Here is a 17157-nt window from a genome sequence, read left to right on the forward strand (position 1 = left end):
CACGCGGGGCCGAGCGCGGTTCAGCAGGCCGCCGGTTTCGACGGGCAGTTGAGGTGCACGTCGAGGACGCGGGCGCCGGGGCCTTCGGAGCCGAGCCGGTCGTGCTCGTTGACCAGGCGGCAGCTGCCCAGTGACAGACAGCCGCAGCCGATGCAGCCGGTGAGGTTGTCGCGCAGGCGGACCAGCTGGGTGATCCGGTCGTCCAGGTCGGCACGCCAGGCGGTCGACAGGGTCTCCCAGTCGCGCCGGGTGGGAGTGCGACCCTCGGGCAGCTGATCGAGGGCGGCCCGGATCTCGCTCAGCGGTATGCCGACGCGCTGGGAGATGCGGATGAAGGCAACCCGGCGCAGCGTCTCGCGAGCGTATCTCCGTTGGTTCCCGCTGGTGCGTCTGCTGGTGATGAGCCCTTCGCGTTCGTAGAAGTGCAACGCGGAGACCGCGACTCCACTACGCTCGGAGAGCTGGCCGGGGGTCAGCTCTTTCGCCCGCCAATCGGCTGTCGACATGCACACTCCTCCAATCACCTCAACAATACTTCAGGTTAGGTGAGCCGGGAGGGGGATTCGGAACCACGGGCCTCAGTACTCGCAGAGGCGGCACAGCGGCAAAGAATTCCGTGCTCTCCGAGCCGTGGCGAACTACGGTCTGATCATGGGAGCAGATGCTGTGTCCGCGCGGCGCGAGGGTCCGGACCCGCAGGGACCCGAGCAGGGCGATGCGCGCCTCGCGGTGACCTCCGAAGTCGGTTCGTTGCGCACGGTGCTGCTGCACCGGCCCGGCAACGAGCTGCGCAGGCTGACGCCGCGCAACAACGATCAACTGCTGTTCGACGGCATCCCCTGGGTGGAACGCGCCCAGCAGGAGCACGACACCTTCGCCGACGTCCTGCGCGAACGCGGCACCGAGGTGCTGCTGCTGCCGGACCTGCTCGCCGAGACGCTCGCGGTCAGCGGCGCGGCCCGCATCCAGGGCATCTCGGCCGCGGTCGACGCGCGCAGGCTCGGGCACACGCTGGCCGACGAGCTGGCCGCCTTCCTGCGCGGCGTCCCAGCCAGGGAATTGGCCGAGATCCTGATGGCGGGCATGACGTTCGACGAACTGCCGTTCGGACCTGACGCCACCTCCCTGGTCCGCCGCATGCACCACGGCGCGGATTTCGTCATCGATCCGCTGCCCAATTTGCTGTTCACCAGGGACTCCTCGTTCTGGGTCGGTCCGCGCGTCGCGATCACCTCGCTCGCGTTACCGGCCCGGAGTCGCGAGACTTCGCTCACCGATCTCATCTACGCCTTCCACCCCCGCTTCCTCGGCGTGCGGCGCGCCTACGAATCGCACACCGCTCCGATCGAGGGCGGTGACGTGCTGCTGCTGTCCGACGGCGTCGTCGCGGTGGGCGTCGGGGAGCGCACCTCGCCCGCGGGGGCGGAAGCATTGGCCCGCAGCCTGTTCGACGACGACCTGGCGCACACCGTGCTGGTGGTGCCGATCGCGCAGACCCGCGCGACCATGCACCTGGACACGGTGTGCACCATGGTCGACGCCGACGCGGTGGTGATGTACCCGGCGGTGCGGGACTCGCTGTGCGCGTTCACGATTCACAAGGAGGACGACTACGGCGGACGGCAGGGGGGCGGCCGGGTCGCCATGCGCGGGCCCGACCCGTTCCTGCCTGCGGCCGCCGACGCGATGGGCATCGGCAAGCTGCGGGTGATCGACACCGGACTGGACGGCGTCACCGCAGAACGCGAGCAATGGGACGACGGCAACAACACCCTCGCCCTCGCCCCGGGCGTGGTGGTCGCTTACGAGCGCAACGAGATGACGAACGCCAGACTGGAGGACGCGGGCATCGAGGTGCTGCGCATTCCCGGTTCGGAATTGGGTTCCGGCCGCGGTGGACCCCGCTGCCTGTCCTGTCCGCTGTCCCGAGACGACGTGTGAGTACGCCATGTTCACCATCACGGTGTCGCACGATTCGGCTGTGCCGCCCTACGAGCAGCTGCGCCTCGGCATCATCGCCCAGGTGCGGTCCGGCGAGCTGACGGCCGGGACCAAGATCCCGACCGTCCGTGCGCTGGCCGCCCAGCTCGGCCTCGCCCCGAACACGGTGGCGCGGGCCTACCGCGAGCTGGAGGCAGACGGAGTGGTCGAGACCAGGGGCAGGCAGGGGTCGTTCATCGCGTCGTCGGGCGACCCGACGCGGGACGTGGCGGGGCGGGCCGCCACCGCGTACGTCGCGACGGTGCGCCGGTTGGGGCTGGACGACGACGCTGCGCTGCGCTACGTGCGGGCGGCGTTGGATGCCTGACCTACCGCCAGCTGGGCAGCCAGAGGTGGTCGTGCCAGTTGCTCGGTGTGATCGGCAAGGCGGTGAGGATGGGCCACAGCCAGATGAAGTTGGCGATCACCAGCCCGAGATACAGGCACACCGCGAGCAGGCCGAGGCTGCGCCGTTCGCTCGGCGGCGCGGACAGGTAGGTCCCGGCGGGGCTGCGCGGCACCGGGCTCGGGCGCGCCGGGCCCAGAATGTCGCCGAGCACCAGCGCCACGCCCATTACCAGGAATGGAGCCATCGGGACGGCGTAGAAGTAGTACATCTGCCGGTCCAGCGTGGCGAACCAGGGCAGCAATGCCGCGCCATAGGCGACCAGCACCGCGCCGTAGCGCCAGTCACGCCGGACCACGGCGCGCCACAGCATCCAGGCAAGCACCGGAACCGCGATCCACCAGAGGGCGGGCGTCCCGATCAGCATCACGGCCTTGACACATTGGGTCTGGCCACAGCCGGTGACGCCGCTGTCGGCGTAGTAGTACAGCATCGGGCGCAGGCCCATCGGCCACGTCCATGGCTTGGACTCCCAGGGGTGATGATTGCCCGCCGAGTTGGTCAGCTCGGTGTGGAATTCCAGCGACCTGGCGTTGAAGTACCACAGCGAACGCAGGGCACCCGGCACCACGTGCGACCAGAACCCGCCGGTGCCGATCGCGTCCGTCGGAGCCGATGGATTGCCCGGCATGTACCGGTACACTCCGGTCTCGCTGGCGAACCAGCCCCAATAACTTGCCAGATAGACCCCGAGCGGCACGAGTACCAGCGCGTAGAGCGCCGGACCGATATCGCGAACGCTGACGCCGAGCCAGGGGCGGCGGACGCGATAGGCCCGCCGTGCCGAGAGGTCGAAGTAGACGCTCAGCAGGCCGAAGGCGGCGATGAAATAGATGCCGGACCACTTGGTTCCGCAGGCCAGCCCGAGCAGCACACCCGCACCGAAGCGCCACCAGCGCACCCCGAGGCGCGGCCCCCAGTCCGTCACGCCGATCCGGCCCTCGGCGTCCGCCCTGGCGATCCGGGCGCGGACCTCGTCGCGGTCGACGATGAGACAACCGAAGGCGGCGGTCACGAACAGCGCCATGAAGATGTCCAGCATGCCGATGCGGGACGAGACGAAGGTGAGCCCGTCGGCGATCAGCAGGATGCCCGCGATCGCGCCGATCAGGGTGGAGCGCGCCAACCGGCGCACGATCCGGATCACCAGCAGCACCAGCACGGTTCCGGCGATCGCGGCGGTGAAGCGCCAACCCCAGCCGTTGTAGCCGAACATCGCCTCGCCGATCGCGATGAGCTGCTTGCCGACCGGCGGGTGCACCACCAGGCCGTAGCCGGGATTGTCCTCTACCCAGCCGCCGGTCAGCATCTGCCAGGCCTGCGGAGCGTAGTGCTTCTCGTCGAACACCGGGGTGCCCGCGTCGGTCGGATAGTTGAGCATCGTGAACCGCGTCACCGCCGCGATCGCGGTGAGGAACGCCGTCACCAGCCACCCCCGCAACCGGTCGGTCGGCCCGAAGTCGGGCGCGGGCCGCAGCGGCGCCGGACTCGACCAGGAGGGCACGGTCCCGAACCGTGCGGTCGCACGCTGGTCGGTCACCTGAGTCACGCCCCCGATCGTATGCTGTAGCGCCTCGCTCCTCCGCCTGCCCGGGTATTCCGGCCGTGCTGTCGGGTGGCGCGAGATCGAGATCGGTTGTTGCGTACTCCGCGTCGGCGAAGGAACACGCTCGTGGGCTGCTGTTGAGGGCACAGTGGGGTAGGTCCGACGTGTTCGGGTAGGCGTGCGGGGAGGGTCGCTTGGGCCGGTGGATACGCTGACCGGCGGGGATTGCGCGAAATGGATGGGAGTGCGGTGGCGGACGAGGTGACGGCAGGCGGGTTGGTACTCGCGGCGACACCGATGGGTGATGTCGGCGATGCCTCGCAGCGCTTGCGCGAAGCGCTGGCGACGGCGGATGTCGTCGCCGCCGAAGACACCCGCCGCACCAGGTCGCTGGCCAAGGCGCTCGACGTGGAGATCACCGGCCGGGTGGTCAGCTTCTACGACCATGTGGAGACGGCGCGGATCCCGATGTTGCTGGAGGAGATCGCCGCCGGTCGGACCGTGCTGCTGGTGACCGACGCCGGTATGCCGTCGGTCAGTGACCCCGGCTATCGGATGGTGGCGGCCTGCGTCGAGCGCGACCTGCCGGTGACCTGCCTGCCCGGCCCCTCGGCGGTGACCACGGCGCTGGCCTTGTCGGCCCTGCCGGTGGAACGGTTCTGCTTCGACGGATTCGCGCCACGCAAATCCGGCCAGCGCCGGGAATGGTTGCGTACCTTGGCCGCAGAACCGCGCGCCTGTGTCTTCTTCGAGGCGCCGCACCGACTCGCCGACTGCCTGGCCGACGCGGTCGAGATTCTCGGACCGGATCGTCGCGCGGCCGTCTGCCGGGAGCTGACCAAGACCTACGAGGAAGTGGTCCGCGGCACCCTGGCCGAACTGGCGGCCTGGGCGGTTGAGGGCGCGCGCGGCGAGATCACCGTGGTTCTGGCGGGCGCTCAGCCGGTTGCGGCCGACCCCACCGAGCTGGTCGGCGCGGTCGAATCCCTCACCGCCAGCGGCCTCCGCCTCAAGGACGCCTGCGCCGAAATCGCCTCCGTGCACGCCGTTTCCCGCCGCGAACTCTACGACGCGGTCCTCACCGCCCGCCGCGGCTCGTAACAGGCGCGGCTGGGCGACGTCCGTTCTCCCGTGTCCGGCCGCGTGGAGGCTGAGCGGTCGCAGGTCGAGCGAACGCTGTGGCCGCCGCGCGACGGTCGCGGTCGGACGTAGCCCGTCCGCAGCCTGCGCCGGGCGAAGACGAGGGGAGGCTGCCGCCCAGCTGCTCCACGTCTCGGTGGCGCGCCTCATGTGTGCCTGAGGGCCTGCGCGGGGCAAGATCGTCGGTATGACTTCTCTGGAGAGCAAGGCCACGACGTTTCTCGGATTGCATGTGCCGGGGGATCCGGGAGTATTCCCCACGGTATGGGATGCCTGGTCCGCGAAAGTCGCGGTGGAAGCCGGTTTTTCGGCCTTGACGGTCGGCAGTCATCCGCTGGCCGATTCGATCGGGCGCGGTGACGGGGAAGGGATGACCTTCGACGAGTCGATGACCCGGGTGCGACAGATCACCGCGGCGGTGGACGTCCCGGTGTCGGTCGACATCGAGTCCGGCTACGGGCTGGAGCCGGTGCGGCTGATCGAGGGCCTGCTCGAGGCGGGCGCGATCGGACTCAATATCGAGGACACCGTGCACAGCGAGGGCAAACGGCTGCGCGCCGGGCAGGAGCATGCCGACCTGGTGCACCGGTTGCGCGAGTCCGCCGACGCCGCGGGCGTGCGGGTGGTGATCAATGCGCGCACCGACCTGTTCCTGCGCCAAGACGGCGACGCGGCCGACCGCGTAGACCGTGCCATCGAACGCCTGAAGCTGGCCGCCGAGGCGGGCGCGGACGTGCTGTTCCCGGTGGGCCGCCACGCCGACGCCGACATGCGCCGTCTGACCGGCGAACTGCCGCTGCCGGTCAGCGCCACCGTGCTCCCGGATCTGGCCGAGAAGGCGGCCCTCGCCGATCAGGGCGTCGCCCGCATCACCTTCGGGCCGTTCCTCCAGGCCGCTTTGACCACGGAGACCAACCGCCTGCTCGATCGCTGGAAGTGAGCCCGGCGGTCAAGCCGGATCGGGTAACCCCAGCGTGGTCATGACGAACTGGACGAACAGCGGCGCCAGTTCCGGCACTCGTGCGGTTCCTTCGGCGATGATGACGCGGCGCGTGCGCTCGCCGATCGCGTCCGGGATCAGGGCGATCAGCTCGTCCGAGATCTCCGGCAGCGTCGGGTCCGCCGCGCGCGCCTCGTCGTAGAACAGCCGATACAGCTGGGCGAACCGGTCGACGGCCAGGTCACGGTAGCCGACGGCGGCCTGGTTCACTTTGAAGGACTCCACCAGCACCAGACGCGCGAAATCCGGCTCGGTGGCGACGGTCTGGCAGAACGTGACGACGATGGACTCGATCTTCGCGTACGGGTCGGCGTCCGGTGGCAGTTGCGCGAGTTCGTCCGCGATCCGGGTGGCCACGATGTCGACCCCCGTGTGCACCGCCTCGACGAAGCACTCCTCTTTGTTGGTGAAGTGCTCATAGAAGGTGGTGCGCGAAACACGAGCGCGCGCAACGAGATCGGTGAGCGTCGTCGCGGGATAGCCCTTGCTGTCCACACAATGCACCATGGCTTCGACCAGCCTGCCGCGCTGCGACGTGAGCACCGCTTCGCGCGCGGCGCGATGGCGCTCGGCGAAGCCGGACCGCTGAACAGATGTCGTCGCCTGCTGCTGGCGCATGGGTGCCCTCTCTGTGCCGGAACCGATCCGAACGGAACGTCGACGTACCGATCGCACACGGCCCGGGGCGCTGCGCGGCCGCGAACCGGTGTTTCATTATCCGACAACGCATTCCACTGCGGGAAGGCAGGTGGATCGGTGCCTGGCTCGGCCCTGGGAGAGCAGTGCGAAAGTGTTGCGCGCCTTGATATTCCGGCACGCGACACCTCCGCGTCAATCCTTCGGTTCGACGTACTTGGGAAAAACGGGTTCCGGCGCGGGCAAGGTCAGGCCGGGCTCGATCGGGGTCGCGATATCGGCGAAGGTCCGGTCGCGCTGACCCAGTTGATCGAGGATGCGCCCCGCCGAACCCGGCATCACCGGCTGCACCAGGATCGCGACGATCCGCAGCACCTCCAGCGTCACGTACAGCACGGTGGCCTCGCGGGCGAGGTCCTCCGGCGTACCGGATTTCGCCAGCGCCCACGGCGCCTGCGCGGAGAAGTACCGGTTCGTCTCGCCGAGCGTCAGCCAGATCGCCTCCAGCGCGAGATGCATCTGCTGCGCGTCGAATTCGGTGCGGCAGCGCTCCAGCAGGCCGCCGGCGAGGTCGAGCAGGGCGCGATCGTCGGCGGTGAACTCGCCGGGCTTCGGCACCACGCCGCCGCAGTCGCGCGCGACCAGCTTGGTGCTGCGCTGCACCAGGTTGCCGAACTCGTTGGCCAGGTCGCTGTTGATCCGGCCGACGATCGCCTCGTGGCTGTAGCTGCCGTCCTGCCCGTAGGAGATCTCGCGTAGCAGGAAGAAGCGCACCGCGTCCAAGCCGTAGTTCTCGACCAGCTCCAGCGGGTCGACCACGTTGCCGACCGACTTGGACATCTTCTCGCCCTTGTTGTACAGGAACCCGTGCACGAACACGCGTTTGGGCAGCTCCACACCGGCCGACATGAGGAACGCGGGCCAGTAGACCGTGTGGAAGCGGGTGATGTCCTTGCCGATGATGTGCACGTCGGCGGGCCAGAACTTCCGGAACGCGGCGGATTCGGTGTCGGGGAAGCCGACGCCGGTGATGTAGTTGGTCAGCGCGTCCACCCACACGTACATGACGTGATCCGGGTGGCCGGGCACCGGCACACCCCAGTCGAAGGTGGTGCGCGAGATGGACAGATCCTTCAGCCCGGCCTTGACGTAGCTGACGATCTCGTTGCGCCGCGTTGCGGGCGCGATGAATTCGGGCTGCTCGTCGTACAGCGCGAGCAGTTTGTCCTGGTAGGCCGAGAGCCGGAAGAAGTAGTTCGACTCCTCGGTCCAGGTCACCGGGGTCCTGGACTCGGTGGAGACGCGGGTGCCGTCCTCCAGCACCGTGGTCTCCTCGTCGGTGTAGAACGCCTCGTCGCGCACCGAGTACCAACCCGAGTAGTTGCCCAGGTAGATGTCGCCGTTGGCGAGCATCCGCTCCCAGATCGCGACGCTGGCCACCTGATGGTCGTCATCGGTGGTGCGGATGAAGCGGTCGAGGGAGATGTCGAGCGTCTTGTCCAGCGCCTCGAACACGTCGGAGTTGCGCGCGGCGAGCTCCTTCACCGGCATGCTCTCGGCGGTCGCGGCCTGCTGCATCTTCTGGCCGTGCTCGTCGGTACCGGTCATGAAGAACACGTCGTACCCGTCGAGACGCTTGAAGCGGGCGATGGCGTCGGCCGAGATGTACTCGTACGCATGCCCGATGTGCGGCGCACCGTTCGGATAGGCGATGGCCGTTGTGATGTAGAAGGCGGGGCGGTCAGCTTCGCTCATGGTGGTGTCTACTGTAATGCTCGTGCATTCCTTCGCTCGCGTGAATATCCCCGGCGACGATCCGCGGGTCGACGCGGCCGCGCTGCGCCGGGGAGGCCGTCGATGAGCGCCGCCCGCCCCGCGCCGGAGCTGCCGGAGCCGCTCGCGCCGATCGTGGACGCGCACACCCATCTGGACGCCTGCGGCGCGACCGACGCGGCCTCCGCCGCGGCGATCGTGGACCGTGCCGCATCGGTCGGCGTCGGCCAAGTGGTCACCGTGGCCGACGACCTGTCCGCCGCGCGGTGGGCGGTCCGGGCCGCGCACTGGGACGATCGCGTGTTCGCGGCCGTCGCACTGCATCCGACCAGGGCCAACGCGCTGGACGACGAGGCGAAGGCCGAGCTCGAGCGCCTGGCCGCCGACCCGCGCGTGGTCGCCGTCGGCGAGACCGGCCTGGACTACTACTGGCCGGGCAAGCTGGACGGCTGCGCCGATATCGAGACGCAGGTCGAGGGTTTCCGCTGGCATATCGACCTGGCCAAACGGATCCGCAAGCCGCTGATGATCCACAATCGCGAAGCCGATCACGACCTGCTGACCGTGCTGCTGGACGAAGGCCCGCCGGACACCGTGATCTTCCACTGCTTCTCCTCTGACCCGAACATGGCGCTGTCCTGTGTGGCCGAGGGCTACATCCTGAGTTTCTCCGGGACGGTGAGTTTCAAGAACGCGCACGAGCTGCGCGAGGCGGCCCAGGTGGTGCCCGACGATCAGATCCTGGTCGAGACGGACGCGCCGTATCTGACCCCGCATCCGTTCCGTGGCGCGCCCAACGAGCCGTACTGCCTGCCCTACACGGTGCGAGCGCTGGCCGCACTGCGCGGGCAGGATCCCGCGGAGTTGGCGAAGATCACCACCGCCAACGCGCGGCGCGTCTACCGCATCTGAGGACCTTTCGGCCGCGCTCACGAGAGCGATGCCGTCTCAAATGTGTTCTATGTCACGTTTGGTATGTCGTTCCGTGATTTACCTGCGCAGTCGATATTCGATCGTGATATTGAAAAGCCCCTGTTCCGGAGCTTGCGGTTGTCGGGTCACGGCGCCCTCGTTATCGTGCTGTGACCATGTCACCCTTTACGCGGATCAACCAGTCGCGGTCCCCGCTGCTGTACCTCGCGGTCGGGGCGCTGCTGCTGACACTGATCGTCGGCGCGGGCCTGGCGATCGTGAACCGCAAGACGGTGACCGTCGTCGTGGACGGCGAGAAGCTGCTGCAGACCACCATGTCGCCCGACGTGCGCGGCGTCTTGAAGGCCGCGGGCTTCGTCGTGACCGACCGGGACAAGGTGGCTCCCGCGCTGGCCGCGCACATCGGCAACGGCGCCACGATCACGCTCAACCGGGCGCGCGAGGTCGACATCTCGGTCGACGGCTTGACGCAGAAGGTGTGGACCACCGGCGTGACCGCCGGGGAGGCGCTCGAGCAGCTGAAGGTTCCGAAAGAGGTGTACGTCTCGCCCGCGCGCGAGGAGAAGCTGCCGCTGCAGGGCGCGTCGCTGCTCATCGCGACGCCGCGCACAGTCTCGCTGATCGACGGCATCGGCAACCCGGTCGACGTTCGCCTTGCCGCACCCACGGTCGGTGAGTTCCTGAAGGTCGCGGGCATCCCGCTGATCGAGCAGGACTCCGTCGAACCCGCCGCGTCGACCCCGCTGACGAACGGCCTGCGCGTCACGGTGACGCGCAAGCGGGTCGAGCGGCACACCGAGACGGTGCCGCTGGATCCGCCGGAGAACGTCATCGAAGACCCGACCCTGAACATGAGCCGCACCGTCGTGGAATCACCTGGCAAGCCCGGTGTCCAGGATGTCACGTTCGCGGTCACCATGGTCAACGGCCAGGAAGTCGACCGCACGCCGATCGGCTCCACGGTGGCCGTGGCAGCGCAGCCGAAGACCGTCCGCAAGGGCGCGAAGCCGGGCACCGAGGTGCCGCCGGTGCGCGACGGCGCGATCTGGGACGCGCTGGCCCGCTGCGAGTCGACCGGCAACTGGTCGATCAACACCGGCAACGGCTACTACGGCGGCGTGCAGTTCGACCAGGGCACCTGGGAACGGCAGGGTGGTCTGCGGTACGCGCCGCGCGCCGACCTGGCGACCAGGGAAGAGCAGATCGCCATCGCCGAGATCACCCGGCAACGGCAGGGCTGGGGCGCCTGGCCCGCCTGCACCGGCAGGCTCGGCATCAGCTGACGCGTCGTCCGCCACCCGAGCGGGAGAGATCGTGTCGACACTCGGTTGATAGATTCTCGAGGTGTCCGAACCTGAGATTGCCGCTCGCGGAAGTGCCGCGCTGCTCGGTCCCGCCGAGGTGCGCGTGCTGGCCGAACGGTTCGGGATCCGGCCGACCAAGCAGCTCGGGCAGAACTTCGTGCACGACGCGAACACGGTGCGGCGGATCGTCGCGGCCGCGGGCGTGGGGCGCGCCGATGTGGTGCTCGAGGTCGGGCCGGGTCTGGGTTCGCTGACGCTCGCGCTGCTGGATGTGGTGGATTCGGTGGTCGCCGTCGAAATCGATCCCGTGCTCGCGCGGCATCTTCCGGTGACCGTCGCGGATCGCGCGCCGGAACTGGCCGCCCGGTTGTCGGTGGTCGAGGCGGACGCGCTCCGCGTCACCGCCACGGATCTCCCCGCCGTGCCGACGGCGTTGGTGGCCAACCTGCCGTACAACGTGGCGGTGCCGGTGCTGCTGCATCTGCTGGCCGAATTGCCGAGCATCGCAGTGGCTTTGGTGATGGTGCAGGCCGAGGTGGCCGATCGGCTGGCCGCCGAGCCCGGCGGCCGCATCTATGGCGTGCCGAGTGTGAAAGCGGGCTTCTTCGGCGCGGTCCGGCGCGCGGGCGCGGTCGGCACCCAGGTGTTCTGGCCGGTTCCGCGGGTCGAGTCCGGTCTGGTCCGGATCGAACGGTTCGCCCAGCCGCCGTGGCCGATGGACGACGAGCACCGCCGCCGCGTCTTCGAGGTCGTCGACGCAGCATTCGCGCAGCGCCGCAAGACTCTTCGTGCCGCACTCGCCGCCTGGGCGGGTTCACCCGCCGAAGCCGAACGCCGCCTGCTCGCCGCAGGTATTTCGCCCACCGCCCGCGGCGAGACACTCGACACCGCGGCCTTCGTCCGCCTGGCGGCGCAGGCGTAGCACCCCCATGCACACGTGGCTCCTCGCGGTGTGCGAGGAGCCACGCGGAAAAGGGGATCAGACGGCGACTTCGTAGCCCGCCTCGTCGACGGCGGCGACGATGTCGGTTTCGGCGATCGGCGCGGTGCTGTCGACCCGGACCGCGCCGCTGGCGAGGTCGACGTCGACGCTGGTCACACCGTCGATCTTGCCGATCTCGGTCTTGACGGAGCTGACGCAGTGCCCGCAGGTCATCCCGGTGACGGTGTAGGTGGTAGTGGGCATGTCCGACTCCTTCGCTCCGTGGTGCTCATACGGCCCGGGGGGTGCCCGGCCCCTGAAACATACCCCCTTGGGGTATGTAGCGCAATGGTGGGCGCGGACCTACACGCCCTCGGCCAACTCCAGCCAGCGCTCCTCCGCGGTCTCCTTCTCCGCGATGACCTGCTTGAGTTCCGCACCCAGGGTGACCAGCTTGTCCGGTTCGGTGGCGGCGTCGGCCAGCGCGGCGTGCAAACGCTGCTCGCGGTCGGACAGTTTGTCGATGGCGCGTTCCAGGCGGGTCAGCTCTTTGCGGGCGGCGCGGTAGGCCGCGGAATCGGTGGCGGGCGCGTCGGCGGGCTTGGCTTCCGGCTCCGTCGCGCGGGTCCGCCCGGCGGTGAGCGCGGCGCGCTTGGTGAGGTACTCCTCGATGCCGCCGGGCAAGTTGGTGAGCTTGCCGTCGCCGAACAGGGCCCAGGTGGAATCGCAGACGCGCTCGATGAGGTAGCGGTCGTGACTGATCACCACCAGCGTGCCCGCCCAGTTGTCGAGCAGGTCCTCCAGCTGTTGCAGCGTATCGATGTCCAGGTCGTTGGTCGGCTCGTCGAGCAGCAGGACGTTCGGCTCGGACATCAGGATGCGCGTCAGCTGCAGGCGGCGGCGCTCGCCGCCGGACAGGTCGCCGACCGGCGTGCGCTGGCGGGCGGGGCTGAAGCCGAGTCGCTCGGCCAGCTGGCCCGCGGAGATCTCCTTGTCGCCGAGCATGATTCGCTGCGCGACCTGTTGGACCGCCTCCAGCACGCGCAGCTCGGTCGGCAGATCGTCGAGTTCCTGCCGCAGCCAGCCGATCTGCACGGTCTGGCCCTGGACGCGCTTGCCCGCGGCCAGCGCCGAGCCATTCGGCCCGGTGTCTCCGGCCAGTGCGCGCAGCAGCGTCGTCTTGCCCGAACCGTTGACGCCGACCAGACCGACGCGTTCGCCCGGCGCCAGCCGCCAGGTCAGATCGCGCACCAGTTCCCGGCCGTCGGGAGTGGCGAGCGTGGCGTCTTCGAGTTCGACCACGACGCGCCCGAGACGCTTTCGCGCGAACGCGGCCAGCGAGACGCTGTCGCGCGGCGGCGGCACGTCCGCGATCAAGGCTTCGGCGGCCTCGACCCGGTAGCGCGGCTTGGAGGTGCGGGCCTGCGGGCCGCGCCGCAGCCAGGCCAGTTCTTTGCGGGCCAGGTTGCGCCGCCGCGCCTCGGAGGCGTCCGCCTGACGGGCGCGTTCGGCGCGGGCGAAGATCCAGTCGCCGTAACCGCCCTCGTAGCTCTCCACCTTGCCGCCGACCACTTCCCAGGTGTTGGTGGCGACGGTGTCGAGGAACCAGCGGTCGTGGGTCACCACGACCAGCGCGCTGCGGCGGCTCAGCAAATGTGCGGCCAGCCACTGCACGCCCTCCACGTCGAGGTGGTTGGTCGGCTCGTCCAGTACCAGCAGGTCGAGCTCGCGCACCAAGGCGGCGGCGAGCGCCACCCGGCGCCGCTCGCCTCCGGAGAGGTTGTCGACGAGGGCGTCCATGCCGAGATCGGCGATGCCGATGCCCTCCAGCACCGAGCGAATGCGCGGGTTCGCGGCCCATTCGTGTTCGGCGACGCCGTCGGTCATCGCGTCGTCGGCGAGACCGGCCAGGACCACCGAGCCCACCGTCGCGCCCTCCGGCAGCGTGCCGCGCTGGGTGACCACGGCCATGCGCAAGCCGCCGACCCTGCTGACCCGGCCGCTGTCCGGCTCCTCGATGCCGGTGAGCACCTCGAGCAGGGTGGTCTTGCCGCCTCCGTTGAGGCCGACGACCCCGATCCGTTCGCCCGCGTGGACGCCGAGCGACACGTTGTCCAGCAACGGCTTGATCCCGAAGCTCTTGTGGACCTGTTCGAGATTGATCAGGTTGGACATGGATCCTTCCGTGTCTTGCCGCGGCGGGCCGATGATTACCCCGGGCCAGCGTACCGACCAGCGTGGAGGTGGTGCCGTCCCGGAGAGCGGGGGCGCTTGCGGAACGAACAGCGTTCGTCTAAATTCGTCTCGACGAACAATGTTCGTTCCAAGGAACCGATCCGGCGCTCCCCAGAAGTACAGCCGCAGAATGGGAGCCCCACCTCGTCGCTTCGGGGTGTTCGGCTGGCGGCACCGTTCCCATTCCGCTTTGCTCCTCTGGAGGATTCCTCATGCATGTCGGCCTCGGCCTGCCCATCTCCGATTCCGCCGCCCTGCTCGACTGGGCCCGGCGCGCCGACGCGGGCCCTTTCCGCACGCTCGGCCTGCTCGACCGGTTGGTGTACGACAACCCCGAACCGCTGATCGCGCTCGCGGCGATCGCCGGCGCGACCACCAGGATCAAAGTCCAGACCGAAGTGCTGCTCGCACCGCTGCGTGACCCGGTGCTGCTCGCCAAACAGGTCGCGACGCTGGACCGGATGTCCGGCGGTCGCCTGGTGCTCGGCCTCGGCGTCGGCGGACGCGCCGACGACCACCATGCCTCCGGCACCGACCTGCGCACCCGTGGCCGCCGCCTCGACGAGCAGCTCGCACTCATGCGCCGCCTGTGGTCCGGCGCGCCCTACAGCGACGAGTGCGGTCCGGTCGGCCCCGCGCCGCTGCGGCCGGAAGGCCCCGAAATCCTGTTCGGCGGTTTCCAGCCCGCGGCACTCGAGCGAGTGGGCCGTTGGGGCGGAGGTTTTCTCGCCGCCGCGCCGCCGTCGTGGGCGGGTGGCCTGTTCGACACCGTGCGCCGTTCCTGGAAGGACCACGGCAGGTCCGGCGCGCCCCGGATCGTCGCCCAGGTGAACGCGGCGCTCGGACCGCAGCAGGTCATCGAGGACGCCCGCGCCGCGATGGGCGCCTACTACCGGTTCACCGACCGCGCCGAGTCCATGGTCTCCGGAATGCTCACCACGGCGGACGAAATCCGCACCGCTGTGGACCGATTCGAGGATCTCGGCGCCGACGAGGTGATGCTCTACTGCTACGGACGCGATGTGGACCAGGTCGATCGGCTGGCCGACGTCGTCTCCTGATGGAAGTCGTTGCCCGGGCCGTTCGGAATCCGAGCCGGGCGCTCGTGGGGCAACCGCACTCCACAATCGTCGCAGTCCGGAGCGGGCGAAACGCGGTTGCCCGACGTGCGAGCCGGGCGTTAGCCTTCACGGCGTCCTCGCCCAAGGCGCACTGGCTCCGGATGAATGCGCCCGTTTGGAGAAGGTGGCAGCCCGTTCGAGCCGGGCCGAGTCCGAGCGGAGCCCACGCAGATGTGGGCGCCGCTGAGCCGCACAGGATGTAGCGCTCGAGCGGTCCGAGCAGGCGCGGCGGCGATTCAGTGCTTCCCGGACGTGTCGGCGGTCAGAATGCGCGCCCCCGGCACCGGGCCGCTGGCCGTCCGAACACTGCGGCACACGCCCGCGCCCGCGAGTTCGGCCGCCACCGATATCGCGGATTCCTCGCTCTCGCATAGGAACGCGCAGGTGGGCCCGGAGCCGGACACCAGCCCGGCCAGCGCGCCCGCGGTCACGCCAGCGCGCAGGGTGCGGCGCAGCTCCGGCTTCAGCGACAGCGCCGCCGCCTGCAAATCGTTGCCGAGCAGGGGCGCGAGCTGGTGTGGATCGCCGGAGGCCAGTGCCTGCATCAGCAGTTGCGGCTCGCCGAGTCGAGGGGGCGCGCCGTGTTCGCGGAGCCGATCGAGTTCGGCGAAAACGGCCGGAGTGGCCAGGCCGCCCTTCGCGAAGGCGAGCACCCAGTGAAACGTGTTGCGGGACAGCACCGGCAGCAGGCGTTCCCCGCGGCCGGTGCCCAGCGCGGTGCCGCCGTGTAATGCGAAGGGGACGTCGCTGCCGAGTTCGGCGGCCACCGCGGCGAGCTCGTCCCGGGACAGGCCCAGATCCCACAGCTCGTTCAGGCCGACCAGCGCCGCGGCGGCGTCCGCGCTGCCGCCCGCCATCCCGCCTGCCACCGGGATGCCTTTGCTGATCGCGATTTCCACCAGCGGCGCCCGGCCGCCGAGGTGCGCGAGCCGGACGGCCGCCTTCCACACCAGGTTCGTCCGGTCGGTCGGCACCTCCGTGGCGCCCTCGCCGGTGACTCGGACCGCGAGCGTCGCCGCAGGCGCGATCTGCAGATCGTCGCTCAGCGACAGCGCCTGGAATACCGTGGTCAGGTCGTGATAGCCATCGGCGCGCAGGTCGCCGACTCCGAGATGGAGGTTCACCTTCGACGGCGCGCGCACGGTGACGGGACTCGGCACTACGGACAACACGGTGCTCAAGCCTAATGGGCGCAGCCGGACGAAGTCCGTCCGAAGCCCGCGCTGGGCCCAACGAAGGCTGAGCAGCCGCATAAGGGCGCAGTCAGGCGAAGTCCGTTCGCAGACCTCGCCGGGCCGAGCGGAGGCCGAGGCAGCCGCATAAGGGCGAGGCCGGTCCGCAGCCTGCGCTGGGCCGAGCGAAGGCGAGGCAGCGGCTTCAGCTCGTTACAGCAGCGCTCCGCCGGTGACATCGATCCACTGTCCGGTGACCCACCGGGCGTCGTCGGAGGCGAGGAAACCCACCACGTCGGCCACGTCGGCGGACTGCCCCACCCGATGGAAGGGTGACATCGCCGCCACCGTCGCCGCGACTCGACGATCGGCCAGCCAGCTCGCGTTCATATCGGTGTCGATCACGCCGGGCGCGACCGCGTTCACCGTGATGCCGCGCGCGCCGACCTCTTTGGCCAGCACGCTGGTGAAACTGTCGATCGCGGCTTTGGTCATGGTGTAGGCGATCAGCTGCGGCATGTGCGCGCCGTGCGTGAGGCCGGTGGAGATGTTGACGATCCGGCCGCCGGCGCGCAACCGGTCCAGCCCGAGACGGGTGATGAAGAACGGTGCCTTGGCGTTCACCGCGAAGACGCGGTCGAACGCCGCCTCGTCGGTGCCGGCGATCGGCTCGCGGATGCCATCGATGCCCGCGTTGTTCACCAGGATGTCCAGCCCGTCGGCGTGTGCGTCGAAAGTGGCCCACAGTGTGGCGGCGTCGCCGGGCACACCCAGTTCGGCGCGGATCGCGAACGCTTCGCCGCCCGCGGCCTCGATCGCCGCGACGGTCGCCTTCGCCGCCTGCTCATTGCCGTTGTAGTGGACCGCGACCCGCGCGCCGTCGCGCCCGAGTCGTTCGGCGATGGCCCGTCCGATGCCCCGGCTGGCTCCGGTGACCAATGCCGTCTTCCCTGTGAGCGTGCCCATGCCGGGCCCCTTTCTCTAGCGGT

The 17157-nt window shown here is 69.5% G+C and carries 16 protein-coding genes; 8 read left to right on the plus strand and 8 right to left on the minus strand.

All coding sequences use genetic code 11. The annotated features are described in order from the left end of the window. Positions 1-20: 20 nt before the first annotated feature. A complete protein-coding gene (soxR, locus tag IU459_RS25180; protein WP_195132043.1) occupies positions 21-506 on the minus strand; it encodes a redox-sensitive transcriptional activator SoxR in 486 nt (161 codons plus the stop codon). Positions 507-651: 145 nt separating this feature from the next. Here soxR and arcA point away from each other — a divergent pair, with 145 nt between their 5' ends. Beyond that, positions 652-1941 (plus strand): arginine deiminase, encoded by a 1290-nt coding sequence (arcA, locus tag IU459_RS25185; RefSeq protein WP_228838483.1) that lies wholly within the window; start codon positions 652-654, stop codon positions 1939-1941. Between the two features lie 7 nt (positions 1942-1948). After that, positions 1949-2308: a GntR family transcriptional regulator gene (locus tag IU459_RS25190; protein WP_195132044.1), complete on the plus strand. Its 360-nt coding sequence runs from the start codon at positions 1949-1951 to the stop codon at positions 2306-2308. A 1-nt stretch (position 2309) separates the two neighbouring features. Here the strand turns inward: IU459_RS25190 and IU459_RS25195 are convergent, their stop codons facing one another. Further along, positions 2310-3935 carry a phospholipid carrier-dependent glycosyltransferase gene (locus IU459_RS25195; RefSeq protein ID WP_195132045.1) on the minus strand — a complete coding sequence of 542 codons (1626 nt, stop codon included), beginning with the start codon at positions 3933-3935 and terminating at the stop codon, positions 2310-2312. A gap of 231 nt (positions 3936-4166) precedes the next feature. On the opposite strand from IU459_RS25195, the gene rsmI reads away from it, so the two are divergent. Together rsmI and IU459_RS25205 are read left to right on the plus strand one after the other, a co-directional pair. Continuing rightward, positions 4167-5033, plus strand: a complete 867-nt coding sequence (rsmI, locus tag IU459_RS25200; protein ID WP_195132046.1) for a 16S rRNA (cytidine(1402)-2'-O)-methyltransferase — start codon at positions 4167-4169, stop codon at positions 5031-5033. 226 nt (positions 5034-5259) lie between these two features. Further along, on the plus strand, positions 5260-6012 hold the full coding sequence (locus tag IU459_RS25205; protein ID WP_195132047.1) for an isocitrate lyase/PEP mutase family protein: 753 nt from the start codon (positions 5260-5262) through the stop codon (positions 6010-6012). Positions 6013-6021: 9 nt separating this feature from the next. Here IU459_RS25205 and IU459_RS25210 read toward each other — a convergent pair whose 3' ends face one another. Both IU459_RS25210 and metG read right to left on the minus strand, forming a co-directional pair. Beyond that, positions 6022-6690, minus strand: a complete 669-nt coding sequence (locus tag IU459_RS25210) for a TetR/AcrR family transcriptional regulator (protein ID WP_195132048.1) — start codon at positions 6688-6690, stop codon at positions 6022-6024. A 213-nt stretch (positions 6691-6903) separates the two neighbouring features. After that, on the minus strand, positions 6904-8463 hold the full coding sequence (metG, locus tag IU459_RS25215) for a methionine--tRNA ligase (RefSeq protein WP_195132049.1): 1560 nt from the start codon (positions 8461-8463) through the stop codon (positions 6904-6906). Between the two features lie 102 nt (positions 8464-8565). On the opposite strand from metG, the gene IU459_RS25220 reads away from it, so the two are divergent. From IU459_RS25220 to rsmA, 3 genes are all read left to right on the plus strand, one after another. Beyond that, complete coding sequence (locus tag IU459_RS25220; RefSeq protein WP_195132050.1) at positions 8566-9393, plus strand: TatD family hydrolase; 828 nt, start codon at positions 8566-8568, stop codon at positions 9391-9393. A 176-nt stretch (positions 9394-9569) separates the two neighbouring features. Beyond that, complete coding sequence (locus IU459_RS25225) at positions 9570-10697, plus strand: resuscitation-promoting factor (protein ID WP_228838484.1); 1128 nt, start codon at positions 9570-9572, stop codon at positions 10695-10697. A gap of 61 nt (positions 10698-10758) precedes the next feature. Continuing rightward, a complete protein-coding gene (rsmA, locus tag IU459_RS25230; RefSeq protein ID WP_195132051.1) occupies positions 10759-11640 on the plus strand; it encodes a 16S rRNA (adenine(1518)-N(6)/adenine(1519)-N(6))-dimethyltransferase RsmA in 882 nt (293 codons plus the stop codon). Between the two features lie 57 nt (positions 11641-11697). Here the strand turns inward: rsmA and IU459_RS25235 are convergent, their stop codons facing one another. Beyond that, positions 11698-11904: a heavy-metal-associated domain-containing protein gene (locus IU459_RS25235; RefSeq protein ID WP_195132052.1), complete on the minus strand. Its 207-nt coding sequence runs from the start codon at positions 11902-11904 to the stop codon at positions 11698-11700. 99 nt (positions 11905-12003) lie between these two features. Then, positions 12004-13815 carry an ABC-F family ATP-binding cassette domain-containing protein gene (locus tag IU459_RS25240; RefSeq protein ID WP_195132053.1) on the minus strand — a complete coding sequence of 604 codons (1812 nt, stop codon included), beginning with the start codon at positions 13813-13815 and terminating at the stop codon, positions 12004-12006. 272 nt (positions 13816-14087) lie between these two features. On the opposite strand from IU459_RS25240, the gene IU459_RS25245 reads away from it, so the two are divergent. After that, a complete protein-coding gene (locus IU459_RS25245; protein WP_195132054.1) occupies positions 14088-14936 on the plus strand; it encodes an LLM class flavin-dependent oxidoreductase in 849 nt (282 codons plus the stop codon). 296 nt (positions 14937-15232) lie between these two features. On the opposite strand, the gene IU459_RS25250 is transcribed toward IU459_RS25245, so the two are convergent. Continuing rightward, complete coding sequence (locus tag IU459_RS25250; protein ID WP_195132055.1) at positions 15233-16168, minus strand: 4-(cytidine 5'-diphospho)-2-C-methyl-D-erythritol kinase; 936 nt, start codon at positions 16166-16168, stop codon at positions 15233-15235. A 213-nt stretch (positions 16169-16381) separates the two neighbouring features. Further along, the gene (locus IU459_RS25255) at positions 16382-17134 is read right to left on the minus strand and encodes an SDR family oxidoreductase (protein WP_195132056.1); all 753 of its coding nucleotides are present in this window, start codon (positions 17132-17134) and stop codon (positions 16382-16384) included. Positions 17135-17157 lie beyond the last annotated feature (23 nt).

The organism is Nocardia amamiensis (assembly GCF_015477605.1).
Lineage (GTDB): Bacteria > Actinomycetota > Actinomycetes > Mycobacteriales > Mycobacteriaceae > Nocardia > Nocardia amamiensis_A.